Source organism: Pseudomonas sp. S2_E02 (assembly GCF_054668355.1).
Genome location: NZ_CP162761.1, coordinates 3,341,850 through 3,366,840, shown reverse-complemented (window position 1 = coordinate 3,366,840; position 24,991 = coordinate 3,341,850). Strand labels below are relative to the sequence as shown.

Sequence of the window (24,991 nt, the reverse complement as noted above, 5' to 3'; positions counted from 1 at the left end):
GCAATATTGACACCAACAGAAACGCCCCGAATCCTCGGGGCGTTTCTGTTGGTTGTCCGACCTGCGGGCAGGTTGGAGCTGAGGTTACATCAGGCCACCAGATCGTTGGCGCTGAAGCTGTTCACACCCACCAGCTGGATTTCGAAGTCCGCACCGGCGTTGCCGCTGACATTCCCCGACAGTACATGGTCGATGAAGCGCAGTTGACCGGCACCGGTGAAGTCGGCCGCACCGATGAAAGAGAAGCCGTTGAAGCCGTCGCTTAACAGGTTGGCATCAAACTTCGTCAAATCAATCTTGTCACCTTGCGCACTGTTGAAGTCGGAGATGACGTCGCGCAGATTGCCAATTCCCGTTTCGCTCCAGGCATTGAATACAAACGTATCTGCACCTGAACCCCCAGTTAGCGTATCGGTGCCCTGACCGCCGATGAGAGTGTCAGCACCGGCTCCGCCGTTGAGCAAATTGTTGCCGTCATTGCCAGACAACGTGTTGTTCAGGGCGTTGCCGATGCCATTCAGGTTGCTGCTGCCGGTCAGTACCAGATTTTCCAGGTTGTCTCCCAGCGTCCAGTTCACCGACGAACGTACGGTGTCGATTTCGCCAGCCAGAGTACTGGTTTCGATGATGGTGTCGCCGGCGTTGTCGACGATATAGGTATCGTTACCCAGACCGCCGAGCATGGTGTCAGCGCCAGCCTTACCATCAAGTGTGTTGTTGCCGTCATTGCCGGTCATGCGGTTGTTGAGTTCGTTGCCGGTGGCATTGAGGGCAGAGCCGATGAGCAGAACGTTCTCGACGTTGCTCCCCAGGGTGTAGTCGATGGAGGCAAAGACTCGATCGATTTCAGTCAGTGAGGTGCCGGTTTCGACGACGACATCGCCGAGGTTGTCGACGTAATAGGAGTCGTTACCTGCGCCGCCGATCATGGTGTCGGCGCCCAGGCCGCCATTGAGCGTGTTGACGCCGTCGGTACCGGTCAGCACGTTGTCCAGCGCATTACCGGTCAAGTCGAGAACGCCGCTGCCGACCAGAGTGCCGTCTTCGATGTTGGCCGACAGGGTATAGCTGATCGAGGATCTGACCAGATCATGACCTTCGCCCACAAGTTCGGTAACGGTGTCGCCGACGTTGTCGACGATGTAGGTGTCGTCGCCCAGACCGCCGAGCATGGTGTCAGCGCCGGCTCCGCCGTTGAGCAAATTGTTGCCGTCATTGCCAGACAACGTGTTGTTCAGGGCGTTGCCGATGCCATTCAGGTTGCTGCTGCCGGTCAGTACCAGATTTTCCAGGTTGTCTCCCAGCGTCCAGTTCACCGACGAACGTACGGTGTCGATTTCGCCAGCCAGAGTACTGGTTTCGATGATGGTGTCGCCGGCGTTGTCGACGATATAGGTATCGTTACCCAGACCGCCGAGCATGGTGTCAGCGCCAGCCTTACCATCAAGTGTGTTGTTGCCGTCATTGCCGGTCATGCGGTTGTTGAGTTCGTTGCCGGTGGCATTGAGGGCAGAGCCGATGAGCAGAACGTTCTCGACGTTGCTCCCCAGGGTGTAGTCGATGGAGGCAAAGACTCGATCGATTTCAGTCAGTGAGGTGCCGGTTTCGACGACGACATCGCCGAGGTTGTCGACGTAATAGGAGTCGTTACCTGCGCCGCCGATCATGGTGTCGGCGCCCAGGCCACCATTGAGCGTGTTGACGCCGTCGGTACCGGTCAGCACGTTGTCCAGCGCATTACCGGTCAAGTCGAGAACGCCGCTGCCGACCAGAGTGCCGTCTTCGATGTTGGCCGACAGGGTATAGCTGATCGAGGATCTGACCAGATCATGACCTTCGCCCACAAGTTCGGTAACGGTGTCGCCGACGTTGTCGACGATGTAGGTGTCGTCGCCCAGACCGCCGAGCATGGTGTCAGCGCCGGCTCCGCCGTTGAGCAAATTGTTGCCGTCATTGCCAGACAACGTGTTGTTCAGGGCGTTGCCGATGCCATTCAGGTTGCTGCTGCCGGTCAGTACCAGATTTTCCAGGTTGTCTCCCAGCGTCCAGTTCACCGACGAACGTACGGTGTCGATTTCGCCAGCCAGAGTACTGGTTTCGATGATGGTGTCGCCGGCGTTGTCGACGATATAGGTATCGTTACCCAGACCGCCGAGCATGGTGTCAGCGCCAGCCTTACCATCAAGTGTGTTGTTGCCGTCATTGCCGGTCATGCGGTTGTTGAGTTCGTTGCCGGTGGCATTGAGGGCAGAGCCGATGAGCAGAACGTTCTCGACGTTGCTCCCCAGGGTGTAGTCGATGGAGGCAAAGACTCGATCGATTTCAGTCAGTGAGGTGCCGGTTTCGACGACGACATCGCCGAGGTTGTCGACGTAATAGGAGTCGTTACCTGCGCCGCCGATCATGGTGTCGGCGCCCAGGCCGCCATTGAGCGTGTTGACGCCGTCGGTACCGGTCAGCACGTTGTCCAGCGCATTACCGGTCAAGTCGAGAACGCCGCTGCCGACCAGAGTGCCGTCTTCGATGTTGGCCGACAGGGTATAGCTGATCGAGGATCTGACCAGATCATGACCTTCGCCCACAAGTTCGGTAACGGTGTCGCCGACGTTGTCGACGATGTAGGTGTCGTCGCCCAGACCGCCGAGCATGGTGTCAGCGCCAGCTTTACCATCAAGTGTGTTGTTGCCGTCATTGCCGGTCATGCGGTTGTTGAGTTCGTTGCCGGTGGCATTGAGGGCAGAGCCGATGAGCAGAACGTTCTCGACGTTGCTCCCCAGGGTGTAGTCGATGGAGGCAAAGACTCGATCGATTTCAGTCAGTGAGGTGCCGGTTTCGACGACGACATCGCCGAGGTTGTCGACGTAATAGGAGTCGTTACCTGCGCCGCCGATCATGGTGTCGGCGCCCAGGCCGCCATTGAGCGTGTTGACGCCGTCGGTACCGGTCAGCACGTTGTCCAGCGCATTACCGGTCAAGTCGAGAACGCCGCTGCCGACCAGAGTGCCGTCTTCGATGTTGGCCGACAGGGTATAGCTGATCGAGGATCTGACCAGATCATGACCTTCGCCCACAAGTTCGGTAACGGTGTCGCCGACGTTGTCGACGATGTAGGTGTCGTCGCCCAGACCGCCGAGCATGGTGTCAGCGCCGGCTCCGCCGTTGAGCAAATTGTTGCCGTCATTGCCAGACAACGTGTTGTTCAGGGCGTTGCCGATGCCATTCAGGTTGCTGCTGCCGGTCAGTACCAGATTTTCCAGGTTGTCTCCCAGCGTCCAGTTCACCGACGAACGTACGGTGTCGATTTCGCCAGCCAGAGTACTGGTTTCGATGATGGTGTCGCCGGCGTTGTCGACGATATAGGTATCGTTACCCAGACCGCCGAGCATGGTGTCAGCGCCAGCCTTACCATCAAGTGTGTTGTTGCCGTCATTGCCGGTCATGCGGTTGTTGAGTTCGTTGCCGGTGGCATTGAGGGCAGAGCCGATGAGCAGAACGTTCTCGACGTTGCTCCCCAGGGTGTAGTCGATGGAGGCAAAGACTCGATCGATTTCAGTCAGTGAGGTGCCGGTTTCGACGACGACATCGCCGAGGTTGTCGACGTAATAGGAGTCGTTACCTGAGCCGCCGATCATGGTGTCGGCGCCCAGGCCGCCATTGAGCGTGTTGACGCCGTCGGTACCGGTCAGCACGTTGTCCAGCGCATTACCGGTCAAGTCGAGAACGCCGCTGCCGACCAGAGTGCCGTCTTCGATGTTGGCCGACAGGGTATAGCTGATCGAGGATCTGACCAGATCATGACCTTCGCCCACAAGTTCGGTAACGGTGTCGCCGACGTTGTCGACGATGTAGGTGTCGTCGCCCAGACCGCCGAGCATGGTGTCAGCGCCGGCTCCGCCGTTGAGCAAGTTGTTGCCGTCATTGCCAGACAACGTGTTGTTCAGGGCGTTGCCGATGCCATTCAGGTTGCTGCTGCCGGTCAGTACCAGATTTTCCAGGTTGTCTCCCAGCGTCCAGTTCACCGACGAACGTACGGTGTCGATTTCGCCAGCCAGAGTACTGGTTTCGATGATGGTGTCGCCGGCGTTGTCGACGATATAGGTATCGTTACCCAGACCGCCGAGCATGGTGTCAGCGCCAGCCTTACCATCAAGTGTGTTGTTGCCGTCATTGCCGGTCATGCGGTTGTTGAGTTCGTTGCCGGTGGCATTGAGGGCAGAGCCGATGAGCAGAACGTTCTCGACGTTGCTCCCCAGGGTGTAGTCGATGGAGGCAAAGACTCGATCGATTTCAGTCAGTGAGGTGCCGGTTTCGACGACGACATCACCGAGGTTGTCGACGTAATAGGAGTCGTTACCTGCGCCGCCGATCATGGTGTCGGCGCCCAGGCCGCCATTGAGCGTGTTATTCAGCGTGTTACCGGTCAATACGTCGTCGAAGGCAGAACCCGTGGCGTTTTCAATTTTTGCCCCATACGCGATCGCCAGGCCATCATTGATCGCCGTCATATTATTCAGGTCAACGAAAGCCTTGCCGATTTGGCTGTAAGCACCTTCATTGAGATTGATGGACACCGCAGCAAGCTGATTGCTGCCATCGATCGTGTCGTTACCACCGGCATCCCAGATTGTTTCGAAAATCGACTGGTTCGCCGCCCATTTGTAGACGTTGTCACCGGTCTGCCACGCCATATTGGCGCCGTACAGGCTCTGGATCGCAAGGATGTCCAGAACCATCGGCGTGGTCGGCTGATAGGAATAGTTACTGTTGTAACTCATCACTGTGAAGTGCACGTCGTCGAGCGAAGGGTCCAGCAGAGTGTTGTTGGTAGCGCTGGTGTCGAACGGATGCTTGAGGCCCAACGCGTGACCGATTTCATGCACGAACGTCATGAAGTCGTAACTGCCTTTAACGGGATTCGGGTCGTTGGTTGCCTCGCCGACCCAGACATCGCCTCCCGCAGGTAGATTCTCAGGAAAGTAGGCCCAGGCCGCGGTTTTGTCATCCATCAACCGATAGCCGCCAAAGCGCAGGTCGCCAACGTTGGTCAGGGTGTCGCTGGTCAACGTGAAATTGAGGTTGGCAACCGCGCTCCAGGCGCCCAACGCACCGGTTATTGCAGTTTTCTGTGCTGTCGTCAGCTCATACAGAGCGTTGTATTCATTTTTTGGGCTGTAGTCGGTGACGAAGTATGACGTTACCGGCGCCATGAAGCTGTAGCTCAAATTAGTCGCCCCGGATGGATTCCAGCCGGATCCCAGCCAAAACTTACCGGAAATTAGGCTGTCGACGATAGCGCTGCCAGTCAATGAGGCGGGGAAGGCGAAGGAGTAAGTCTTGGGCGTTGGCATGCGGAATTTCCTGAGTACTATGCGGCCCTTCCTGAATGCGACCGCTACAAAAAAATGCGATTTTGCACCAGAATTTGTGTGCTTGATATCATTAGGCCATTATTTTTTGATTAATGGCGCCAAATATCTGACCTGGCGTTCTTTATCGGCCCTTGCAGTAGAATCCTGAGAAACGTTAATTGCCGTTTGTCGAGGATGTTCATGCCTGTCCCACCTGCGCTCATCCGCGAAACCTTTCCCGTCGGCCCGCTCCAGTGCAACTGCACCATCATCGGCGACCCGATCAGCAAAAAAGCCATCGTCGTCGACCCCGGTGGCAATCCTGACCTGATCATGGCGCGCCTTGATGCGCATGGCCTGAAAGTCGTCAGCATTATTCACACCCACGCGCATCTCGATCACTTCCTCGCTTCCGGGCAGATGAAGGAAAAAACCGGCGCGACCCTGCATTTGCACAAGGAAGACCAGTTCCTTTGGGACAACCTCGAAATGCAGTGCCAGATGTTCGGTGTGCCGTACACACCGGTGCCATCGCCAGATCGCTGGTTGAGTGACGATGAGGAACTGGCCTGCGGTTGCGGTGTTGCCCTGCACACGCCGGGACATACACCCGGTTCCATGAGCTTTTGGTTTTCCGAGGCTAAGCTGTTGATAGCCGGCGACACGTTGTTTCGTCGCGGCGTAGGGCGCACGGATTTATGGGGCGGCGATCAGGCGACCATCGTGCGTTCGATCAAGCAGCGGCTGTACACCTTGGACGAGGACGCGACCGTGATTACCGGACACGGGCCGGATACGCGCCTGGGTGATGAAATGCGCGAAAACCCGTTTGTACGCGCCTGAATATTTTGTCACGAGTGCCCGGCGGAATTTTTGTGCATTGTCATGATCCAACGCCCGCACAAGTCCATTAACCCAGTGGCCGCTGCACCACAGAATGCGAAAAACCAGGAGCTCTCCATGTTCACCACGCGTCGTTTGATTATTGTCGCTACTGCCGTGGCCTTGCTGTCCGGCTGCGCCTCGCCTAACCCGTATGACAATCAGGGCCAGGCCGACGGTGGCTCCCAAGGAATGAGCAAAACCGCCAAATACGGCGGCCTCGGTGCACTCGCCGGCGCACTGGCCGGTGCCGCCATCGGTCACGACAACCGCGGCAAAGGTGCCTTGATCGGTGCGGCGGTGGTGGGTGCGTCCGCCGCCGGTTACGGTTATTACGCCGACCAGCAAGAAAAGAAACTGCGCGCGAGCATGGCCAACACTGGCGTTGAAGTGCAGCGCCAAGGCGATCAGATCAAACTGATCATGCCGGGCAACATCACCTTCGCTACCGATTCGGCGAACATCGCGTCCAGCTTCTACCAGCCGCTGAACAACCTGGCCAACTCGTTGAAAGAATTCAACCAGAACCAGATCGAAATTGTCGGCTACACCGACAGTACCGGCAGCCGCCAGCACAACATGGACCTGTCCCAGCGTCGTGCGCAGAGCGTGGCGACTTACCTGACTTCGCAAGGTGTCAGCGGCGCCAACCTGTCGGCCCGTGGCGCCGGTCCGGATAACCCGATTGCCAGCAACGGTGATGTGAATGGCCGGGCGCAGAACCGTCGGGTTGAAGTCAACCTGAAGGCGATCCCGGGCCAGCAGTATGGTGGTCAGCAGCAACAGCAGCCGGGTACGGTTCAGCAGTATCCGTAAGCGCTTGTCAGAATGAAAAAAATGCCCGGTCCTGCGATCGGGCATTTTTTTGTCTGGCCTGTGCCGGCCCCTTCGCGAGCAAGCTCGCTCCCACAGGGTTAGGTGTGGAACACAACTTTTGTGTACATCATCAATTCCTGTGGGAGCGAGCTTGCTCGCGAAGGGGGCATAACAATCAGGCACAAATCATCGGACACAAAAAAGCCCTCGGATACATCACTGTCCGGGGGCTTTTTGTTTTCAGCGAAGACTGATTACTTCTTCAGACCATAATGCTCATCGAGCATGCCCGGCGAGTTCGGGGTCTTCGGTGCGTAGTCGCGCGGTGGCTCCTGATCGCGCGGTGGCGTCAGGCGTTCGCGTGGCGCGACTGCCGCGTCAGCGTGCAGGGCAGCGATCAGGCGCTGGCGGGTCTGCTCGTCCAGGGCCAGACGATTGGCACCCTCGGCGAGATGATCCTGCACTTCCTGATAGCTCTGGGTCAGCTTCTTGACCAGCATCGCGGTGCTGTTGAAGTGGGTGACCACTTCGTTTTGATAACTGTCGAAACGCTCCTGGATATCATCCAGTTGACGCTGCGTACGGCTCGGCGCGGCGTTCGGCGCAACGCGCGCGATCAGGAATCCAATGGCGACACCCACAACCAGGGCAAGAGTCGGTAACAACCAAACTAAGAGCGAGTGTTCCACGAGTCCTTCCTCTATAAACGGCTTTGCTTTACGTTAACGGCTCGAACCTGCGCTGTATACCGCGATTCACTCGCAATAGATTGGCACAGACAATTTGCTAGACGAGTCGACCCGATTCGAGGTCACGGAGTTCCTTCCTTGCTGATGCGTGAAACCCCTGTAGTGATTGACGGCCCGGTGGGTCAACTTGAGTCTCTGTACCTGGATAACGAGCAGCCGATCGGCATCGCGCTGATCTGCCATCCGAACCCGGTGCAGGGCGGCACCATGCTCAACAAGGTTGTCTCGACCCTGCAGCGCACCGCGCGCGACGCAGGTCTGATTACCTTGCGCTTCAACTATCGCGGCGTTGGCGCCAGCGAAGGCGCGCACGATATGGGCACCGGTGAAGTCGACGACGCCCAGGCGGCGGCCAAGTGGCTGCGGGAAAAACACCCGAATCTGCCGCTGACCCTGTTCGGTTTCTCCTTCGGCGGATTTGTTGCAGCAAGTCTCGGCGGTCGACTCGAAGCGCAGGGCGTGCAGCTCAAGCACCTGTTCATGGTCGCGCCGGCGGTGATGCGTCTGGGCGAGCAGGATCAACTGCCGCAGCACGGCGAACTCACCGTGATCCAGCCGGAAACCGACGAAGTCATCGACCCGCAACTGGTCTACGCCTGGTCGGAAAAACTCCAGCGCCCCCATGAGCTGCTGAAAGTGGCAGAATGCGGACACTTTTTTCATGGCAAGCTGACCGATCTCAAGGATCTGATCCTGCCGCGTCTCTCGAATTGATTGCAGTCTGACAAGCGATTACCCATGACGAACCGTACCCGTATCCTCACCGGCATCACCACCACCGGCACGCCGCACCTGGGCAACTACGCCGGCGCCATCCGCCCGGCGATCCTCGCCAGCCGCGACAGCAATGCCGATTCGTTCTACTTCCTGGCCGACTACCACGCCCTGATCAAATGCGATGACCCGCTGCGCATCCAGCGCTCGCGTCTGGAAATCGCCGCGACCTGGCTGGCCGGTGGCCTCGATGTCGACCGCGTGACCTTCTACCGCCAGTCCGACATCCCGGAAATCCCTGAGCTGACCTGGCTGCTGACCTGTGTTGCCGCCAAGGGCCTGCTCAACCGTGCGCACGCCTACAAGGCCTCGGTGGACAAAAACGTTGAAACCGGTGAAGACCCGGATGCCGGCATCACCATGGGCCTCTACAGCTACCCGGTGCTGATGGCCGCAGACATCCTGATGTTCAACGCGCACAAGGTGCCGGTCGGTCGTGATCAGATCCAGCACGTTGAAATGGCCCGCGATATCGGCCAGCGTTTCAACCACCTGTTCGGTCAGGGCAAAGAATTCTTCACCATGCCCGAAGCGCTGATCGAAGAGAGCGTGGCGACGTTGCCGGGCCTCGACGGTCGCAAGATGTCGAAGAGCTACGACAACACCATTCCGCTGTTCTCCAGCGCCAAAGAGATGAAGGATGCGATCTCGCGGATCGTCACCGATTCCAAAGCGCCAGGCGAGGCCAAGGATCCGGACAACTCGCACCTGTTCACCTTGTTCCAGGCGTTCGCCACACCGGCGCAGGCTGATGAGTTCCGCAGCGAACTGCTCGGTGGTCTGGGGTGGGGCGAGGCGAAGAACCGTCTGTTCCAGTTGCTCGACAACGAACTGGGTGAAGCGCGCGACAAGTATCACCAGTTGATCGAGCGCCCGGCAGACCTGGAAGACATCCTGCAAATCGGCGCCAAGAAGGCCCGTGCCGTGGCGACGCCGTTCCTCAATGAATTGCGTGAAGCGGTTGGCCTGCGTTCTTTCGTCAATCAGGTGCAAGTCGCCGCGACGACCAAGAAGAAGGCCGCGAAAGCCGCGCGTTTCGTCAGCTTCCGTGAAGACGACGGCAGCTTCCGTTTCCGTCTGCTGGCAGCCGATGGCGAGCAACTGCTGCTGTCGCGCAACTTTGCCGACGGCAAAACCGCAGGCCAGGTGACCAAGCAGCTGCAATCCGGCCAGCCGCTGGACGTGCGCAGCGAAGACCTGAGCTTCAGCGTCTGGCTGGAGGGCGAGTGCGTTGGCGACAGCCCGGCATTCGCTGACACTGCTGCGCGGGACGCGGCCATCGAGGCTCTGCGCGTTGCGCTGACCCCGGTTCAGGACTAATCGGCGGCACGGTCCGACCAAGGGCCGATTGCCATTCCCACGGGCCGTCGCTACAGTGACGGCCCGTTTTTGTTGCCTTGCTAACGAATTATGACGCCCCTAGAACGATACCAAGCTGATCTGAAACGCCCGGACTTCTTCCATGATGCCGCGCAGGAAACTGCTGTGCGTCATTTGCAGCGCCTGTACGACGATCTGATCGCCGCCGATCAGAACAAGCCGGGCCTGCTGAGCAAACTGTTTGGCAAAAAGGATCAGACGCCGGTCAAGGGCCTGTACTTCTGGGGCGGCGTAGGTCGCGGCAAGACTTACCTGGTCGACACCTTCTTCGAAGCACTGCCGTTCAAGGAAAAGACCCGCACTCACTTCCACCGCTTCATGAAGCGTGTGCACGAAGAAATGAAAACCCTCGGCGGCGAGAAAAACCCGCTGACCATCATCGCCAAGCGCTTTGCGACTGAGTCGCGGGTGATCTGCTTCGATGAGTTCTTCGTCTCCGACATCACCGACGCGATGATCCTCGGCACGCTGATGGAAGAATTGTTCAAGAACGGCGTGACCCTGGTCGCGACCTCGAACATTGTTCCGGACGGCCTGTACAAGGACGGTCTGCAACGTGCGCGTTTCCTGCCGGCGATTGCGCTGATCAAGCAGAATACCGAGATCGTCAACGTCGACAGCGGCGTCGACTACCGTCTGCGTCACCTCGAACAAGCCGAGCTGTTCCACTATCCGCTCGACGAAGCTGCTCACGAAAGTCTGCGCAAGAGCTTCAAGGCGCTGACGCCGGAATGCACTGCTGCGGTCGAAAACGATGTGCTGATGATCGAAAACCGCGAAATCCGTGCCCTGCGTACGTGCGACGACGTGGCGTGGTTCGACTTCCGTGAGCTGTGCGACGGCCCGCGTAGCCAGAACGACTACATCGAACTGGGCAAGATCTTCCACGCCGTGCTGCTAAGCGGTGTCGAGCAGATGAGCGTCACCACTGACGACATTGCGCGCCGCTTCATCAACATGGTCGACGAGTTTTACGACCGTAACGTGAAGCTGATCATTTCGGCTGAAGTCGAGTTGAAGGATCTGTACACCGGCGGCCGTTTGAACTTCGAATTCCAGCGTACGCTGAGCCGTCTGCTGGAGATGCAATCGCACGAATTCCTGTCGCGGGCGCACAAGCCTTAAGCAGAATCGCGAAACAAAAAAGGGCCTGCAATTGCAGGCCCTTTTTTTATCTCGAATTCACCGGCCCGCGCACACTGATCGTTCCCACGCTCCGCGTGGGAATGCATACCGTGACGCTCTGCGTCACATTCCGGGGCGGACGCAGAGCGTCCATTGGCAGCATTCCCACGCAGAGCGTGGGAACGATCAACGGGGGGGAGGGTTAGGCGGCTTGTTGGAACTGCTGCCGATACTGGTTCGGCGACAGTTCAGTATGCTGGCGGAACAGCCGCGCAAAGAAGCTCGCATCGTCGTAACCGACCTCATAACTGATGGTCTTGATGCTCTTGCGGCTGCCGGACAGCAAACCTTTCGCGGTTTCGATACGCAGGCGTTGCAGGTAATGCAATGGCTTGTCACCGGTGGCGGTCTGGAAGCGGCGCATGAAGTTACGGATGCTCATGCCGTGCTCGCGGGCGACGTCTTCGAAGCGGAACTTGTCGGCGAAATGCTCTTCGAGCCAGTGCTGGATCTGCAGGATAATCACGTCCTGATGCAGCTTCTGCCCACCGAAACCGATGCGTCCCGGCGCATAGCTGCGCTGCACTTCATAGAGAATGTCGCGGGCCACGGCTTGCGCGACGTTGGCCCCACAGAAACGCTCGATCAAGTAGATGTATAGATCGCAGGCTGACGTGGTACCGCCGGCGCAATACAAGTTGTCGGCATCGGTCAGGTGCTTGTCCTGATTGAGATAGACCTTGGGAAAGCGCTCGGCGAATGCATTGAAGAAACGCCAGTAGGTGGTCGCTTCCTTGCCGTTGAGCAGGCCGGCCTCGGCCAGCCAGAACACCCCGGTGGCTTCGCCGCACAACACCGCGCCACGAGCGTGCTGTTCACGCAGCCAGGGCAACACTTGGGGATAACGGCCGCACAGCGTGTCGAAATCGTCCCAGAACGCCGGGAGGATAATGACGTCGGCGTTTTCCAGGCCACCGTCGACCGGCATTACCACGTCACTGAAGCTGTTCACCGGTTTGCCGTCGGGGCTGACCAGGCGTGTTTCAAACGCCGGTGTCAGGCCGTGACCCAGTTGTTTGCCATAACGCAGGCTGGCCAGATGGAAGAAATCCTTGGCTTGCATGAGAGTGGAAGCGAAAACCCGGTCGATTGCCAGGATGCTGACGCGCCGCAAGGGCGTGGAGACTTGCTTGGACATAATTCAACTTTTGTTTTGTTTTTATAAGGGAAAGTGGTCACCAGACGGCTGGATCGTCTTATTTTTTGTCGGATGTGTCCAGTGTCCTGTGTCAGAGGGGAGGCTTAGTCTCTGAAGGCCATCTCCCGCCAACAACAAAGAAAGGTGCCGCATGATCCCCAGAACCTTGTTCAGCTCCGAGCACGAATTGTTTCGCGACAGCGTCCGCACCTTCCTCGAAAAAGAGGCGGTGCCGTTCCATGCGCAATGGGAGAAACAGGGCCATATCGACCGCAAACTGTGGAACAAGGCCGGGGAGGCGGGGATGCTCTGCTCGCACCTGCCGGAAGAATACGGCGGCCTGGGGGCGGACTTTCTCTACAGTGCGGTGGTGATCGAGGAGGTCGGGCGACTGGGCCTGACCGGCATCGGCTTCTCGCTGCATTCGGACATTGTCGCGCCGTACATCCTGCATTACGGCAGCGAGGCGCTGAAGCACAAATACCTGCCGAAACTGGTTTCGGGCGAGATGGTCACGGCCATCGCCATGACCGAGCCGGGGGCGGGTTCCGATCTGCAAGGTGTGAAGACCACCGCTGTGCTGGACGGTGACGAATATGTGATCAACGGTTCGAAAACCTTCATTACCAACGGCTTTCTCGCGGATCTGGTGATCGTGGTGGCCAAGACCGACCCAAAGGCCGGCGCCAAAGGCACCAGCCTGTTTCTGGTGGAAGCGGGTACGCCGGGTTTCGATAAGGGCAAGCGCCTCGAGAAGGTTGGTATGAAGGCGCAGGACACGTCGGAATTGTTTTTCCAGGACGTGCGCGTGCCGAAAGAAAACCTGCTGGGGCAGGCCGGGGCCGGGTTCGCTTATCTGATGCAGGAGTTGCCGCAAGAACGTCTGACGGTAGCGATCGGTGGCCTGGCTTCAGCTGAAGCGGCGTTGCAATGGACGCTTGATTACACCCGCGATCGCAAGGCGTTCGGCAAAGCCATTGCCGACTTCCAGAACACCCGCTTCAAGCTGGCCGAGATGGCCACGGAAATTCAGATCGGCCGAGTGTTCGTCGATAAATGTCTGGAGCTGCACCTGCAAGGCAAGCTCGACGTGCCGACGGCGGCGATGGCGAAATACTGGGGCACCGATCTGCAATGCAAGGTGCTCGACGAGTGCGTGCAGTTGCATGGCGGTTACGGCTTCATGTGGGAGTACCCGGTGGCCCGGGCGTGGGCGGATGCGCGGGTGCAGCGGATCTATGCTGGCACCAATGAAATCATGAAGGAGATTATTGCGCGATCGCTTTGAAATTCTGGTGACTGTCAGACCGCTATCGCGAGCAGGCTCACTCCTACAGGGAAATGCATTCCAGAATGTAGGAGTGAGCCTGCTCGCGATTGGCTCTATGAATCAATCAAGGCGCAGGATTTGGGTGATCCTTATGAATCGCCTCGATCCCTTCCAGCACTTCATCGGAAAGCTTCAGATCAAAACTGGCAATGTTGCTGTCCAGTTGCTCAAGCGTCGTCGCGCCAATGATGTTACTCGTGACGAATGGTTGCTGAGTGACGAACGCCAATGCCATCTGCGCCGGGTCCAGACCGTGCTCCCGGGCCAGCGCGACATAACGGCTGCACGCTGCTTCCGACTGCGCATTGAAATAGCGGCTGAAGCGACTGTAGAGGCTCAGGCGACCTTTCGGTGGACGAGCGCCGCCTTCGTATTTACCTGACAGGAAACCAAACGCCAACGGCGAATAGGCGAGCAGGCCGCACTGTTCGCGGATGGCGATTTCCGCCAGGCCCACTTCAAAACTGCGGTTGAGCAGGTTGTAGGGGTTCTGGATCGACACCGCGCGCGGCCAGCCACGCGCTTCGGCCAAGGCCAGAAAACGCATGGTGCCCCACGGGGTTTCGTTGGACAGGCCGATGTGGCGGATCTTGCCGGCCTTCACTTGCTCGTCGAGTGCTTCGAGAGTGTCTTCGAGCGGGGTCAGGTTGGCTTCGATCTTGTGCTTGTAACCCAGTTGTCCGAAAAAGTTGGTGCTGCGTTCCGGCCAGTGCAATTGATACAGGTCGATGTAATCGGTCTGCAGGCGCTCGAGGCTGGCGTCCACCGCTGCGGTGATGTGCTGGCGGTTATGGCGCAGGTTTTTGTCGCGGATGTAGTCGATGGTGTTGCCGGGGCCGGCGATCTTGCTGGCGAGGATCCAGTCGGCGCGGTCGCCGCGACTTTTGAAGTAATTGCCGATATAGCGCTCGGTGGTGGCGTAGGTTTCGGCTTTCGGCGGCACCGGGTACATCTCGGCGGTGTCGATGAAATTGATCCCGGCTTCTTTGGCCCGTTCAATCTGCGCGAAGGCTTCAACTTCAGTGTTTTGCTCGCCCCAGGTCATGGTGCCGAGGCAGATTGCACTCACGTTCAGGTCGGTACGGCCTAGCTGGCGATAGTCCATCGGGTGCTCCTTGGGCAAAACAATCATAAAAGCAGGTTGAAATATTTTTCGCAATCTGCATAATTGCCGACCTCTTTCTGCAGTGGAAGTGATGCGCCGCCGCCGAAGAATCTTGCCGTTGAACGGACGCGCCGACCCGAGCCCCCGAAAGCGTCTGTATCCGGCTGCCTTTGACTTGTCAAAGTACGCACTATTCAGTAAGATCCGCCGTCTAATTTACAGGGCGGCCCCTGAGGCTATAAAGAATGAAAACTTTTACTGCTAAACCGGAAACAGTAAAGCGCGACTGGTTTGTCGTCGACGCTGCTGGTCAGACCCTGGGTCGTCTGGCCACCGAAATCGCGAGCCGTCTGCGTGGCAAGCACAAGCCTGAGTACACTCCTCACGTTGACACCGGCGACTACATCGTCGTAATCAACGCCGAGCAGATTCGTGTTACCGGTGCTAAAACCACTGACAAAATGTACTACTCCCACTCCGGTTTCCCGGGCGGCATCAAGTCGATCAACTTTGAAAAGCTGATCGCTAAAGCCCCTGAGCGCGTGATCGAGACCGCGGTTAAAGGCATGCTGCCTAAAAACCCACTGGGTCGCGACATGTACCGTAAGCTGAAAGTCTATGCGGGCGCTGCACACCCACATACTGCTCAGCAGCCCCAAGAACTGAAGTTTTAACGGAATAGTACATTATGTCGGCGACTCAAAATTACGGCACTGGCCGTCGCAAGACCGCAACCGCACGCGTTTTCCTGCGTCCGGGTACTGGTAACATCTCCATCAACAACCGTTCGCTGGAAAACTTCTTCGGCCGTGAAACTGCCCGCATGGTAGTTCGCCAGCCGCTGGAGCTGACTGAGACTGTCGAGAAGTTCGACATCTACGTCACCGTGATCGGCGGTGGTGTAAGTGGTCAAGCTGGCGCAATCCGCCACGGCATCACTCGCGCTCTGATGGACTACGACGAAACCCTGCGTGGCGCTCTGCGCAAAGCTGGCTTCGTTACTCGCGACGCCCGTGAAGTTGAACGTAAGAAAGTTGGTCTGCGTAAAGCGCGTAAGCGTCCGCAGTACTCGAAGCGTTAATTCCGCTTCCGCGTTCAAAAAGAACGCCCGCCTCCTCACGGAAGCGGGCGTTTTTTTATGCCTGTGATTTATCAAAGAATTGCGCTGCGACAACTTGCCACTTCCGTAGACCCCCTATACTGCAAGGCTTGAGGGTAAGAGCTCCGGGTAATTCCCTTGTCAGAATTGGGGCTTTTCATTACCATTCGGCAAAATTTTTATAAGTAACATTGATTTATTTAGTAGATGCCTGATTTAACAGGCCACAAAAGCTGATGGGAGAGGACTGAATGAGCAATGACGGCGTGAATGCAGGCCGGCGTCGCTTCTTGGTAGCAGCCACATCCGTGGTGGGTGCTGCAGGAGCGGTGGGGGCTGCGGTCCCGTTCGTGGGGTCATGGTTTCCCAGTGCCAAGGCGAAAGCCGCCGGTGCACCGGTGAAAGTGAATGTCAGCAAAATCGAGCCAGGACAGCAGATGATTGCTGAATGGCGCGGCCAGCCGGTGTTCATTGTCCGCCGTACTGCGGAAATCCTGGGGAATCTCAAGAAGATCGAGGGCCAGCTCTCCGATCCAACCTCCAAAAACTCCACGCAACCCACCTATGTCGACCCTGAAGTGCGTTCGATCAAGCCGGAAATTCTGCTGCTGATCGGGATCTGCACGCACCTGGGTTGCTCACCAACTTTCCGTCCCGAAGTGGCACCTGCAGATCTCGGCAAGGACTGGGTCGGTGGCTATTTCTGCCCTTGCCACGGTTCCCATTACGATCTGGCTGGCCGCGTCTACAAGTCGCAACCTGCGCCTTTGAACCTGCCAGTTCCCCCGCATTCCTATGAGACCGATGACCTGATTGTCATCGGCGTCGATACGGAGAAAGCGTGATGAGCAAGTTCATGGATTGGGTTGATGCGCGCTTTCCTGCGACCAAAATGTGGGAAGACCATCTCAGCAAGTATTACGCTCCAAAAAACTTCAACTTCTTCTATTTCTTCGGCTCTCTGGCGCTGCTGGTGCTGGTCAACCAGCTCGTCACCGGCGTCTGGCTGACGATGAGCTACACGCCATCGGCAGAAGAGGCTTTTGCGTCTGTCGAAGGCATCATGCGTGACGTCAATCACGGCTCGATTTTGCGCCTGCTGCACGCTGTCGGCGCTTCGATGTTCTTCATCGTGGTGTATCTGCACATGTTCCGGGGCCTGCTTTACGGCTCGTACCAGAAACCGCGCGAGCTGGTCTGGGTGTTCGGCATGCTGATTTACCTGGCGCTGATGGCCGAGGCATTCATGGGTTATCTGCTGCCGTGGGGCCAGATGTCCTACTGGGGTGCCCAAGTGATCATCTCGCTGTTCGGTGCGATTCCGGTGATCGGTAACGACCTGACCCAGTGGATTCGTGGTGATTACCTGATCTCCGGAATCACTCTGAACCGCTTCTTCGCCTTGCATGTCGTGGCTCTGCCGATCGTGATTCTCGGTCTGGTGGTACTGCACATTCTGGCGTTGCACGAAGTCGGTTCGAACAACCCTGACGGCGTCGACATCAAGAAGCACAAAGATGAAAACGGCATCCCGCTGGACGGCATTGCTTTCCACCCGTACTACACCGTGAAAGACATTGTCGGTGTCGTGGTGTTCCTGTTTATCTTCTGCTTTATTGTGTTCTTCTTCCCGGAAATGGGTGGCTATTTCCTCGAAAAACCAAACTTCGAGCCGGCCAACCCGTTCAAGACGCCTGAGCATATCGCGCCGGTCTGGTACTTCACGCCGTTCTACGCGATCCTGCGAGCAATCCCTGACAAGCTCATGGGCGTTATTGCCATGGGCGCTTCAATTGCTTTCCTGTTTGTCCTGCCGTGGCTCGATCGCAGTCCGGTCAAATCCATGCGCTATAAAGGCTGGATGAGCAAAGTCTGGCTCGTCATATTCTGCGTTTGCTTTGTGCTGCTTGGCTGGACTGGCGTGAAAGCTCCGACGCCGTCTCTGACGTTGCTGTCGCAGGTCTGCACCTTCCTGTACTTCGCGTACTTCATCCTGATGCCGTTCTACACCAGGCTCGAGAAGACCAAACCGGTTCCGGAAAGGGTGACTGGCTGATGAAAAAGTTATTTTTTGCTCTGATTTTTGCTGCTATGCCTGTTCTGTCCTTCGCCGCTGAACACGGTGGTCCGGAGCTGGAAAAGGTCGACATCGACGTTTCCGACAACGCTGCGCTGCAGGATGGCGCACGTACCTTTGCCAACTATTGCATGGGTTGCCACAGTGCCAAGTTCCAGCGTTACGAGCGGGTGGCCGATGATTTGGGCATTCCTCACGAAATGATGCTGGAGAAGCTGGTGTTCACTGGCGCCAAGATTGGCGATCACATGAACATCGGCATGCAGCCGGCAGACGCCAAGACCTGGTTTGGTGCCGCACCACCGGATCTGACCCTGGTCGCTCGCGTACGCGGCACCGACTGGCTCTACGGTTACCTGAAGTCGTTCTACGAAGATCCTGCACGTCCATGGGGCGTGAACAACAAGGTTTTCCCGAACGTCGGCATGCCTAACGTGCTGGTCGGCCTGCAAGGTCGTCAGGTCGTGGGTTGCAAACAGGTGCAGATCGTCGAAGACGGCAAGAAGCAATATGATCCGCTGACCGGTACGCCTCTGACTCATGAAGCGTGCGATCAGCTGACCATCGTGCCGAAAACCGGTGCGCTGAACGAAGAGCAGTTCGATGAGAAGGTCAAGAATCTGGTAACCTTCCTGGCTTACTCGGCTAACCCGGTTAAGCTGCAACATCAGCGCATCGGTACTTATGTCTTGCTGTACCTGGCGTTCTTCTTTGTGTTCGCCTACCTGCTCAAGCGTGAATACTGGAAAGACGTGCACTGATACGCTTCAAGCATTGCTGTTAATCGCGCGCGCCCAAGGGCGCCTCCGATAGCGCAACGTCTGGTTTGCCAGGTGTTGCCGGAGGCGCCCTCTGGGCGCGCGCGTTTTTCCGGTTCCGATAATTTCAACAAGCGAGGAGGATCGCCATGGGCGTGACCAATCGGTTGGCCTGTTACTCCGACCCCGCCGACCACTATTCCCACCGAGTGCGCATCGTGCTTGCAGAGAAGGGTGTCAGCGCCGAGATCATTTATGTGGAAGCTGGTCGCCAGCCGCCTAAACTGATCGAGGTAAACCCTTACGGCAGTCTGCCGACGCTGGTCGATCGTGACCTGGCGTTGTGGGAGTCGACCGTGGTGATGGAATATCTGGATGAGCGTTACCCGCACCCGCCATTGATGCCGGTTTATCCGGTGGCGCGTGCCAACAGCCGTTTGCTGATTCATCGAATTCAGCGCGACTGGTGTGGTCTGGTGGATCTGATTCTGGATCCCAAGTCCAAGGAGGCCGCGCGTGTCGTGGCGCGCAAGGAATTGCGTGAAAGCCTGACGGGCGTGTCGCCGCTGTTTGCCGACAAGCCGTTTTTCCTCAGTGAGGAACAAAGTCTGGTGGATTGCTGCCTATTGCCAATACTCTGGCGTTTGCCGATTCTGGGTATTGAACTGCCGCGGCCAGCCAAGCCGCTGCTTGATTATATGGAGCGCTCGTTTGCGCGTGAGGCTTTCCAGGCGAGTCTGTCTGGTGTCGAACGCGATATGCGCTAAGGCTTAAGGAGCCGCTATGAACTCCAGTCGACCTTATCTGGTCCGCGCGCTCTACGAGTGGATTGTTGATAACGATTGCACCCCGCACATGCTGGTCAATTCCGAGTACCCGGCAGTGCAGGTGCCGCAGGGTTTCGCCAGCGACGGGCAGATTGTCCTGAACATCTCGCCGAGTGCTGTGCGTCATCTGCACATGGACAACGACGTGGTGACCTTCGAGGGTCGCTTCGGTGGCGTTCCGCACAGCTTGTACGTGCCGATCAGCGCGATTCTGGGTATCTACGCCCGGGAGAACGGTCAAGGCATGGTGTTTGATCTCGAGTCGCCGATGGATGACGAAGAAGAGATCGAGTCGGATGACGACTTGCCGCCACCGGACAGCGAGCCGCCGCGACCTAGCGGCCGGCCAAGCCTGAAAGTGGTGAAGTAATAAAAAAGGCGATCCGGATGGATCGCCTTTTTTATTACATAGGGTTGTGCGTCAGTCGATGTATTCGAACAGCTTGACGATCTTCTGCACGCCGGAAACGCCCTGAACCAGATTGGTCGCCTGAGTGGCTTCCTGTTTGGTCAGCAGGCCCAGCAGGTAGACGATGCCGTTCTCGGTCACGACCTTGATGCGCGAACCGGGAATGCTGGCGTCGGTGAGCATCTGGGTTTTGATCTTGGACGTCAGCCAAGTGTCATTCTGGCGAGCCAGGAAACCGGACGGCGGTATGACCTGCAGTTCGTTGTGAACAGTTTTTACCCGTTGCACGGCGGCTGCCGCTTGCTCGGCTTTGGCTTTCAAGTCAGCGCGAGGCGTTTGACCGGCCAGCAAGACAACACCGTTGAAACTGGTGACGACGATGTGCGAGTCGTTGTCCAGTGCCGGGTCGGCCTTGGCCACGTTCACACCGACTTTGGTTTCGATCAACGAGTCATCGATCTTGCTACCGAAGGTGCGCGTGCCACGGTCGTCGTCGATCGGTGCTTCACGGCTGGCGTTCACCACTGAGGTGCAGCCGCTGATGCCGAGGCACAGGGTCAAGGCCAGAAGGCCAAGGCGATTAGGGGTCATTCTTCACTCCCGAACAGTTGGCTGTCGATCAGATCGCAGAGGCAATGGATCGCCAGCAAGTGGACTTCTTGAATACGTGCAGTGACATTGGCCGGTACGCGGATCTCGACGTCTTCGGGCAGCAGCAGTGACGCCATGCCGCCACCATCGCGTCCGGTCATAGCTACGACAATCATTTCGCGATCATGTGCGGCCTGGATCGCTTGAATAATGTTCGCCGAGTTGCCGCTGGTCGAAATCGCCAGCAGCACATCGCCCGACTGGCCGAGGGCGCGGATCTGCTTGGAGAACACTTCGTTGTAGCTGTAGTCGTTGGCGATCGAGGTGATCGTCGAGGTATCGGTGGTCAGCGCAATCGCCGGCAGGCTCGGACGCTCGCGCTCGAAGCGGTTGAGCAGCTCCGAGGAAAAATGCTGAGCGTCGCCGGCCGACCCACCGTTGCCGCACGAGAGCATTTTGCCTCCGTTGAGCAGGGTGTTGACCATGATCTGGCTGGCTTGCTCGATGTGCGGTGCAAGTACGTCCATCGCCTGTTGCTTGGTGTCGATACTGGCCTGGAAAAGCTGGCGAATTCGGGATTGCATGTCCATCTGTGTGACCTTAAGTAGCGCGGCTGTCCGGCACATGAATGTGCAGCCCGCAAAGCAAAGAGCAAAATTTGTCGGTGGGATTGTCCGGGTCGCAACGCCGACGATCAACTGTCGAAAGCATTCTGCAACCAGTTCAGCTGACTCGGATGGCTGTCGATGGCCACCACGTCGAAGCGGCAAGGGGAATTGGCCCAACGCGATTCGCGCTGAAGAAAATACTGTGCAGCGAAAATCAGTTTCTGCTGCTTGCGCCCATCGATGCTAGCGAGCGCGCCACCCCATTGAGTGTTTTTTCTGTAGCGAACTTCAACGAATACTACTGTATCGCCATCAAGCATGACCAGATCAAGCTCGCCGCGTTTGCATAACCAGTTCTGCGCCAGCAGGCGCAGACCTTGTTGTTGCAGATGCTCGAGCGCCTGGCGCTCGGCATCCTTGCCGCTTTGCGAGCGTGACCTGTCAGGCATCAGCGCGGGGTGTCCGGCAGGCGCTGCACCTGCCCGCTGACGAACTGCGCCCAAGGCAATTGACGCACGACGCGTTGGGTCTGGGTCATGCCGAGGCTGCCCGACTCACCGTCGATGCGGCTGTCTGGCAGGGCTTTGAGTTGACCCAGGCGTGGTGCAAGACGATAGGCATCCACACCCATCGCGTACAGGCGGCCGAGGCTGCCGGCGGCTTGCGGCCACTGCGCAACCACTTGCTGACGCAGTGGATCGCTGGAGTCCAGCAGCCATGGGGTTTCGCAGAAGCGAATGCCGTTCATGTCGTTGTACTGATTCACGTCGCCGCTGGCGCTGTAAACGTGCGACGTCGCGTACACCGGAACGTCACCTGCGTACTGGAAGTTCAGGGTTGGCTTGATCTGCTGAGCCTGTTGCGGGGTTGCGGCGAGGAAGATGAATTCGATGTCCTGACGGCGCGAAGGCTGCGCGGCGACGTTGGTGCCGGCGGCATTCTGCAGGCTCTTGGCGCGCGCTTCGCTTTGACGCAACTGGAACATGTCGGCGATCTGCTGGGCCAGTTGCACCGGCTGATCAACGCGCTCGGTCGCTACGATGCTGCCACCATTCGCTTGCCAGTCCTGGCTGAAAGCACGCAGTACGCGATCGCCCCATTCGCCTTTCGGCACCATGATCGCGGCGCGGTGCAGGCCATCGGCACGGGCGCGGCGCGAGACTTCGCGGGCTTCGTCTTCAGCGGCCAAGCCAAACTGGAACAATTGCGCCGGGCCTTGATCACCTTCGCTGTAGTTCAGCGCGAGGGTGGTGATCGGCAGTTGCGGGCGGGTACTCAGTTGCTTGACCAGTGGTTTTTCCAACGGGCCAACGACCAGTTGCACGCCGTCAGCCTGGGCCTTGCGGTAGAACTCGTCCATCGAAGTCAGTTTCGAGCTGTCGTAGAACTCGATTGCTGGTGGCTTCTGTCCGGCCTGTTGCGCCTGGTAGTGCGCAGCCATGAAGCCTTCACGTAGTGCCTTGCCGACAGCGGCCAACTGGCCGTCCTGTGGCAGCAGCAGGGCGATTTTGCTCAGGGGCTGGCTGGCCAGTTCCTTGAGTTTGGTCAGCGGCAACGGCAGGTTGATTGCCGCCGGGTGCTTTGGATTCTGCGCGCGCCAGGTGTCGATCGCCGCTTGCTGCTGTTCCAGGGTGCCAGCGGATTTCACTGCCATGGCCAGGCCCATCCAGCCGCCGAGGTCGTCGGTGCTGTTCGGTTGCAGTTGATCAGTTGGCAGCGAGCCGATCAGGGTCCAGATCGCTTCGTGGTTCTTGCTCGCGGCTTCGCCTTGCAGCATCGGCGCGATGAACACGCGCTCGCGGGCAGCGGCCAGGGTCTGGCCATCGGCCTCAAGGGCGCGGGCATGTACGGTGCCGGTGCGCACTTGCTGCTCTTCAGGCATCTCGCCCAAGTGCTGCAGGCTTGGGTGGCTCAGGGCGGTCAGCGCGGCTTTCGGCTGATTGCGCGTCATCGCCAGTTCAGCGTTCAAGGTGCTGGCGAAAATCTGCTGGCCGGGCTTGAGTTGCTCCATCGGCACTTGTTGCAGGATTTGCGCGGACTGTCCGGCATTGCCCTGACGGTAGGCCAGGTCTGCGGCGCTCAGGCGCAACAGGGCGGCTTTTTCCGGGGTTTTCGCCTGGCTAGCCTGTTCGAGCAGTTGCTCGATGCTGGCATCCGGGGTCCGTGGAAGTTCGCCAAGGCTGGAGGAAGGGGAGCTGACGCAAGCCGCCAACAGGGCAGCGAGGCAGAAGGCAGTGAACAGCCGCAGGCAAGCGATCATGTAAGTGTTCCTGATACTCGATCAAATTAGCGTCGAATTGTACCCAAGCACTGGCCGGGGCGCGATGTTACTGGCGTGAATCGGACGATTTAGCTGAAGTAAATGTTGCAGTGCTGCATAACCACGCACAAAACCGTGGTGGCTCGAAGCGCGTCGCAAGCCTCGTGTCGCGCTACAATGGCCGCTTTTACCGATCACGAGGTGTGCGCTTTGACTGCTCCAGGTTCCCTGAATTCCGCTGCTGGCTCGCTTTATGTGGTGGCGACGCCCATCGGCAACCTGGACGACATCAGCGCCCGGGCCCTGAAGATCCTCCGCGAAGTGGCATTGATCGCTGCCGAAGACACCCGTCACTCGGCGCGCCTGATGCAACACTTCGGGATCGGCACGCCGCTGGCCGCGTGTCACGAACACAATGAACGAGATGAAGGTAGCCGTTTTATTACCCGCTTGCTGGCGGGTGATAACGTCGCGTTGATTTCCGATGCGGGGACGCCGCTGATTTCCGATCCGGGGTATCACTTGGTGCGTCAGGCCCGCGCGGCCGGGATCAATGTCGTGCCAGTGCCGGGTGCCTGTGCGCTTATTGCCGCGCTGTCGGCGGCCGGTCTGCCGTCTGACCGTTTCATCTTCGAAGGTTTTCTGCCGGCCAAATCGGTCGGACGCAAGGCGCGACTGGAAGCGGTTAAAGAAGAGCCGCGTACGTTGATTTTCTACGAGGCCCCGCACCGCATTCTTGAATGTCTGCAGGATATGGAAGCCGTGTTTGGCGGTGAGCGCCAGGCATTGCTCGCCCGCGAGATCACCAAGACCTTCGAAACGCTCAAAGGTCTGCCATTGGCCGAGTTGCGCGCGTTCGTCGAATCCGACAGCAATCAGCAGCGTGGCGAATGCGTAGTGCTGGTGGCGGGCTGGACGGCACCGGAGTCCGAGGATGCGGTCAGCAGCGAGGCGATGCGTATTCTTGATCTGTTGCTCGAAGAGATGCCGCTCAAGCGTGCCGCCGCGTTGGCAGCACAAATCACTGGCGAGCGCAAAAACGTGCTGTATCAGGTCGCGCTGGAGAAACAGAAAGGCGTGTAGGCCGTCACCCATAGCGGTCTTGAGGCTTTTAGCGCTTGTTCTTCGGGCGCTCTGCCGTTAACCTTCGCGGCGGAGAGTCGATCGGACAGTCGCTGCCCTCTATGAAAATTAGGGGGGAGGAAAGTCCGGGCTCCATAGGGCGAAGTGCCAGGTAATGCCTGGGAGGCGTGAGCCTACGGAAAGTGCCACAGAAAATAACCGCCTAAGCGCTTCGGCGCCGGTAAGGGTGAAAAGGTGCGGTAAGAGCGCACCGCACGTCTGGCAACAGTTCGTGGCTAGGTAAACCCCACTTGGAGCAAGACCAAATAGGGTCCCAAGGCGTGGCCCGCGCTGGGACCGGGTAGGTTGCTAAAGATGTCCAGTGATGGCCATCGTAGACGAATGACTGTTCAAGACAGAACCCGGCTTACAGATCGACTCTCCACCTTTTTCTTTCCCTGCTTGAATCATTGGCAACAGGGCTGTGTAATATCAGCAGGCCTGCTCTGAAAGTCCGGCAGCGGCAAACGCAGTAATAGCCATTTCCCACCTTGCTTCAATCAACAGCAGAAGCGCTTTTGTAATACCGAAAA

Annotated in this window: 22 protein-coding genes and 1 other RNA gene; 15 read left to right on the top strand and 8 right to left on the bottom strand. The window is 58.1% G+C overall.

Translation table 11 applies throughout. The features are described from left to right. Positions 1–89: 89 nt before the first annotated feature. Complete coding sequence (locus tag AB4O01_RS15025; RefSeq protein WP_460088968.1) at positions 90–5,348, bottom strand: matrixin family metalloprotease; 5,259 nt, start codon at positions 5,346–5,348, stop codon at positions 90–92. Between the two features lie 201 nt (positions 5,349–5,549). On the opposite strand from AB4O01_RS15025, the gene AB4O01_RS15020 reads away from it, so the two are divergent. Next, entirely contained in the window at positions 5,550–6,191 is a 642-nt protein-coding gene (locus AB4O01_RS15020) for an MBL fold metallo-hydrolase (RefSeq protein ID WP_257356097.1), read from the top strand. A 117-nt stretch (positions 6,192–6,308) separates the two neighbouring features. Beyond that, positions 6,309–7,046 carry an OmpA family protein gene (locus AB4O01_RS15015; RefSeq protein WP_099757148.1) on the top strand — a complete coding sequence of 246 codons (738 nt, stop codon included), beginning with the start codon at positions 6,309–6,311 and terminating at the stop codon, positions 7,044–7,046. 254 nt (positions 7,047–7,300) lie between these two features. Here the strand turns inward: AB4O01_RS15015 and AB4O01_RS15010 are convergent, their stop codons facing one another. Further along, positions 7,301–7,735, bottom strand: a complete 435-nt coding sequence (locus tag AB4O01_RS15010) for a Z-ring associated ZapG family protein (RefSeq protein WP_007917055.1) — start codon at positions 7,733–7,735, stop codon at positions 7,301–7,303. A 144-nt stretch (positions 7,736–7,879) separates the two neighbouring features. Here AB4O01_RS15010 and AB4O01_RS15005 point away from each other — a divergent pair, with 144 nt between their 5' ends. The 3 genes from AB4O01_RS15005 (at position 7,880) to zapE (ending at position 11,074) form a co-directional block, all read left to right on the top strand. Then, on the top strand, positions 7,880–8,509 hold the full coding sequence (locus AB4O01_RS15005) for an alpha/beta hydrolase (RefSeq protein WP_093430712.1): 630 nt from the start codon (positions 7,880–7,882) through the stop codon (positions 8,507–8,509). Positions 8,510–8,533: 24 nt separating this feature from the next. After that, positions 8,534–9,889 (top strand): tryptophan--tRNA ligase, encoded by a 1,356-nt coding sequence (locus AB4O01_RS15000; RefSeq protein ID WP_116255171.1) that lies wholly within the window; start codon positions 8,534–8,536, stop codon positions 9,887–9,889. 90 nt (positions 9,890–9,979) lie between these two features. Continuing rightward, on the top strand, positions 9,980–11,074 hold the full coding sequence (zapE, locus tag AB4O01_RS14995) for a cell division protein ZapE (protein ID WP_093430696.1): 1,095 nt from the start codon (positions 9,980–9,982) through the stop codon (positions 11,072–11,074). A 202-nt stretch (positions 11,075–11,276) separates the two neighbouring features. Here the strand turns inward: zapE and AB4O01_RS14990 are convergent, their stop codons facing one another. After that, entirely contained in the window at positions 11,277–12,173 is an 897-nt protein-coding gene (locus AB4O01_RS14990; RefSeq protein WP_175555647.1) for a GlxA family transcriptional regulator, read from the bottom strand. A 250-nt stretch (positions 12,174–12,423) separates the two neighbouring features. Here AB4O01_RS14990 and AB4O01_RS14985 point away from each other — a divergent pair, with 250 nt between their 5' ends. Next, positions 12,424–13,560: an acyl-CoA dehydrogenase family protein gene (locus AB4O01_RS14985; protein ID WP_095050645.1), complete on the top strand. Its 1,137-nt coding sequence runs from the start codon at positions 12,424–12,426 to the stop codon at positions 13,558–13,560. A gap of 106 nt (positions 13,561–13,666) precedes the next feature. Here AB4O01_RS14985 and AB4O01_RS14980 read toward each other — a convergent pair whose 3' ends face one another. Then, positions 13,667–14,707 (bottom strand): NADP(H)-dependent aldo-keto reductase, encoded by a 1,041-nt coding sequence (locus AB4O01_RS14980; RefSeq protein ID WP_093430694.1) that lies wholly within the window; start codon positions 14,705–14,707, stop codon positions 13,667–13,669. A gap of 245 nt (positions 14,708–14,952) precedes the next feature. Between AB4O01_RS14980 and rplM the strand changes: the two genes are divergently transcribed. The 7 genes from rplM (at position 14,953) to AB4O01_RS14945 (ending at position 19,838) form a co-directional block, all read left to right on the top strand. Then, a complete protein-coding gene (gene rplM, locus AB4O01_RS14975) occupies positions 14,953–15,381 on the top strand; it encodes a 50S ribosomal protein L13 (protein ID WP_007917032.1) in 429 nt (142 codons plus the stop codon). A gap of 14 nt (positions 15,382–15,395) precedes the next feature. Next, positions 15,396–15,788 (top strand): 30S ribosomal protein S9, encoded by a 393-nt coding sequence (gene rpsI, locus AB4O01_RS14970; RefSeq protein ID WP_008080273.1) that lies wholly within the window; start codon positions 15,396–15,398, stop codon positions 15,786–15,788. 269 nt (positions 15,789–16,057) lie between these two features. Further along, positions 16,058–16,651 (top strand): ubiquinol-cytochrome c reductase iron-sulfur subunit, encoded by a 594-nt coding sequence (petA, locus tag AB4O01_RS14965; RefSeq protein ID WP_003228055.1) that lies wholly within the window; start codon positions 16,058–16,060, stop codon positions 16,649–16,651. Beyond that, positions 16,651–17,862 (top strand): cytochrome b, encoded by a 1,212-nt coding sequence (locus AB4O01_RS14960; protein ID WP_093430693.1) that lies wholly within the window; start codon positions 16,651–16,653, stop codon positions 17,860–17,862. The genes petA and AB4O01_RS14960 overlap by 1 nt, the downstream gene beginning before the upstream one ends. After that, positions 17,862–18,644 (top strand): cytochrome c1, encoded by a 783-nt coding sequence (locus tag AB4O01_RS14955; protein WP_460088967.1) that lies wholly within the window; start codon positions 17,862–17,864, stop codon positions 18,642–18,644. The genes AB4O01_RS14960 and AB4O01_RS14955 overlap by 1 nt, the downstream gene beginning before the upstream one ends. Positions 18,645–18,790: 146 nt before the next feature. Next, entirely contained in the window at positions 18,791–19,408 is a 618-nt protein-coding gene (locus AB4O01_RS14950; RefSeq protein ID WP_007917025.1) for a glutathione S-transferase N-terminal domain-containing protein, read from the top strand. A 16-nt stretch (positions 19,409–19,424) separates the two neighbouring features. Continuing rightward, on the top strand, positions 19,425–19,838 hold the full coding sequence (locus tag AB4O01_RS14945) for a ClpXP protease specificity-enhancing factor (protein WP_007917024.1): 414 nt from the start codon (positions 19,425–19,427) through the stop codon (positions 19,836–19,838). A 51-nt stretch (positions 19,839–19,889) separates the two neighbouring features. On the opposite strand, the gene AB4O01_RS14940 is transcribed toward AB4O01_RS14945, so the two are convergent. The 4 genes from AB4O01_RS14940 to AB4O01_RS14925 form a co-directional block, all read right to left on the bottom strand. Then, complete coding sequence (locus AB4O01_RS14940; protein WP_007917023.1) at positions 19,890–20,468, bottom strand: BON domain-containing protein; 579 nt, start codon at positions 20,466–20,468, stop codon at positions 19,890–19,892. Next, positions 20,465–21,058, bottom strand: coding sequence for a phosphoheptose isomerase (locus AB4O01_RS14935; RefSeq protein ID WP_093430691.1), 594 nt, complete (start codon positions 21,056–21,058; stop codon positions 20,465–20,467). The genes AB4O01_RS14940 and AB4O01_RS14935 overlap by 4 nt, the downstream gene beginning before the upstream one ends. Positions 21,059–21,162: 104 nt before the next feature. Then, entirely contained in the window at positions 21,163–21,525 is a 363-nt protein-coding gene (locus AB4O01_RS14930; RefSeq protein WP_093430690.1) for a YraN family protein, read from the bottom strand. After that, complete coding sequence (locus AB4O01_RS14925; protein ID WP_257356095.1) at positions 21,525–23,336, bottom strand: penicillin-binding protein activator; 1,812 nt, start codon at positions 23,334–23,336, stop codon at positions 21,525–21,527. The genes AB4O01_RS14930 and AB4O01_RS14925 overlap by 1 nt, the downstream gene beginning before the upstream one ends. A 177-nt stretch (positions 23,337–23,513) precedes the next feature. On the opposite strand from AB4O01_RS14925, the gene rsmI reads away from it, so the two are divergent. Together rsmI and rnpB are read left to right on the top strand one after the other, a co-directional pair. Next, positions 23,514–24,419, top strand: coding sequence for a 16S rRNA (cytidine(1402)-2'-O)-methyltransferase (gene rsmI, locus AB4O01_RS14920; RefSeq protein ID WP_093430688.1), 906 nt, complete (start codon positions 23,514–23,516; stop codon positions 24,417–24,419). A 73-nt stretch (positions 24,420–24,492) separates the two neighbouring features. After that, positions 24,493–24,844, top strand: an RNA gene (rnpB, locus tag AB4O01_RS14915) — RNase P RNA component class A. The last annotated feature ends 147 nt before the right edge of the window (positions 24,845–24,991 follow it).

What these genes read in the sequence shown, in the direction of transcription:
- AB4O01_RS15025 (WP_460088968.1), bottom strand. Translation starts at nt 5,348, where the DNA reads ATGCCAACGCCCAAGACTTACTCCTTCGCCTTCCCCGCCTCATTGACT.
- AB4O01_RS15020 (WP_257356097.1), top strand. Translation starts at nt 5,550, where the DNA reads ATGCCTGTCCCACCTGCGCTCATCCGCGAAACCTTTCCCGTCGGCCCG.
- AB4O01_RS15015 (WP_099757148.1), top strand. Translation starts at nt 6,309, where the DNA reads ATGTTCACCACGCGTCGTTTGATTATTGTCGCTACTGCCGTGGCCTTG.
- AB4O01_RS15005 (WP_093430712.1), top strand. Translation starts at nt 7,880, where the DNA reads ATGCGTGAAACCCCTGTAGTGATTGACGGCCCGGTGGGTCAACTTGAG.
- AB4O01_RS15000 (WP_116255171.1), top strand. Translation starts at nt 8,534, where the DNA reads ATGACGAACCGTACCCGTATCCTCACCGGCATCACCACCACCGGCACG.
- zapE (WP_093430696.1), top strand. Translation starts at nt 9,980, where the DNA reads ATGACGCCCCTAGAACGATACCAAGCTGATCTGAAACGCCCGGACTTC.
- AB4O01_RS14985 (WP_095050645.1), top strand. Translation starts at nt 12,424, where the DNA reads ATGATCCCCAGAACCTTGTTCAGCTCCGAGCACGAATTGTTTCGCGAC.
- AB4O01_RS14980 (WP_093430694.1), bottom strand. Translation starts at nt 14,707, where the DNA reads ATGGACTATCGCCAGCTAGGCCGTACCGACCTGAACGTGAGTGCAATC.
- rplM (WP_007917032.1), top strand. Translation starts at nt 14,953, where the DNA reads ATGAAAACTTTTACTGCTAAACCGGAAACAGTAAAGCGCGACTGGTTT.
- rpsI (WP_008080273.1), top strand. Translation starts at nt 15,396, where the DNA reads ATGTCGGCGACTCAAAATTACGGCACTGGCCGTCGCAAGACCGCAACC.
- petA (WP_003228055.1), top strand. Translation starts at nt 16,058, where the DNA reads ATGAGCAATGACGGCGTGAATGCAGGCCGGCGTCGCTTCTTGGTAGCA.
- AB4O01_RS14960 (WP_093430693.1), top strand. Translation starts at nt 16,651, where the DNA reads ATGAGCAAGTTCATGGATTGGGTTGATGCGCGCTTTCCTGCGACCAAA.
- AB4O01_RS14955 (WP_460088967.1), top strand. Translation starts at nt 17,862, where the DNA reads ATGAAAAAGTTATTTTTTGCTCTGATTTTTGCTGCTATGCCTGTTCTG.
- AB4O01_RS14950 (WP_007917025.1), top strand. Translation starts at nt 18,791, where the DNA reads ATGGGCGTGACCAATCGGTTGGCCTGTTACTCCGACCCCGCCGACCAC.
- AB4O01_RS14945 (WP_007917024.1), top strand. Translation starts at nt 19,425, where the DNA reads ATGAACTCCAGTCGACCTTATCTGGTCCGCGCGCTCTACGAGTGGATT.
- AB4O01_RS14940 (WP_007917023.1), bottom strand. Translation starts at nt 20,468, where the DNA reads ATGACCCCTAATCGCCTTGGCCTTCTGGCCTTGACCCTGTGCCTCGGC.
- AB4O01_RS14935 (WP_093430691.1), bottom strand. Translation starts at nt 21,058, where the DNA reads ATGGACATGCAATCCCGAATTCGCCAGCTTTTCCAGGCCAGTATCGAC.
- AB4O01_RS14930 (WP_093430690.1), bottom strand. Translation starts at nt 21,525, where the DNA reads ATGCCTGACAGGTCACGCTCGCAAAGCGGCAAGGATGCCGAGCGCCAG.
- AB4O01_RS14925 (WP_257356095.1), bottom strand. Translation starts at nt 23,336, where the DNA reads ATGATCGCTTGCCTGCGGCTGTTCACTGCCTTCTGCCTCGCTGCCCTG.
- rsmI (WP_093430688.1), top strand. Translation starts at nt 23,514, where the DNA reads ATGGCCGCTTTTACCGATCACGAGGTGTGCGCTTTGACTGCTCCAGGT.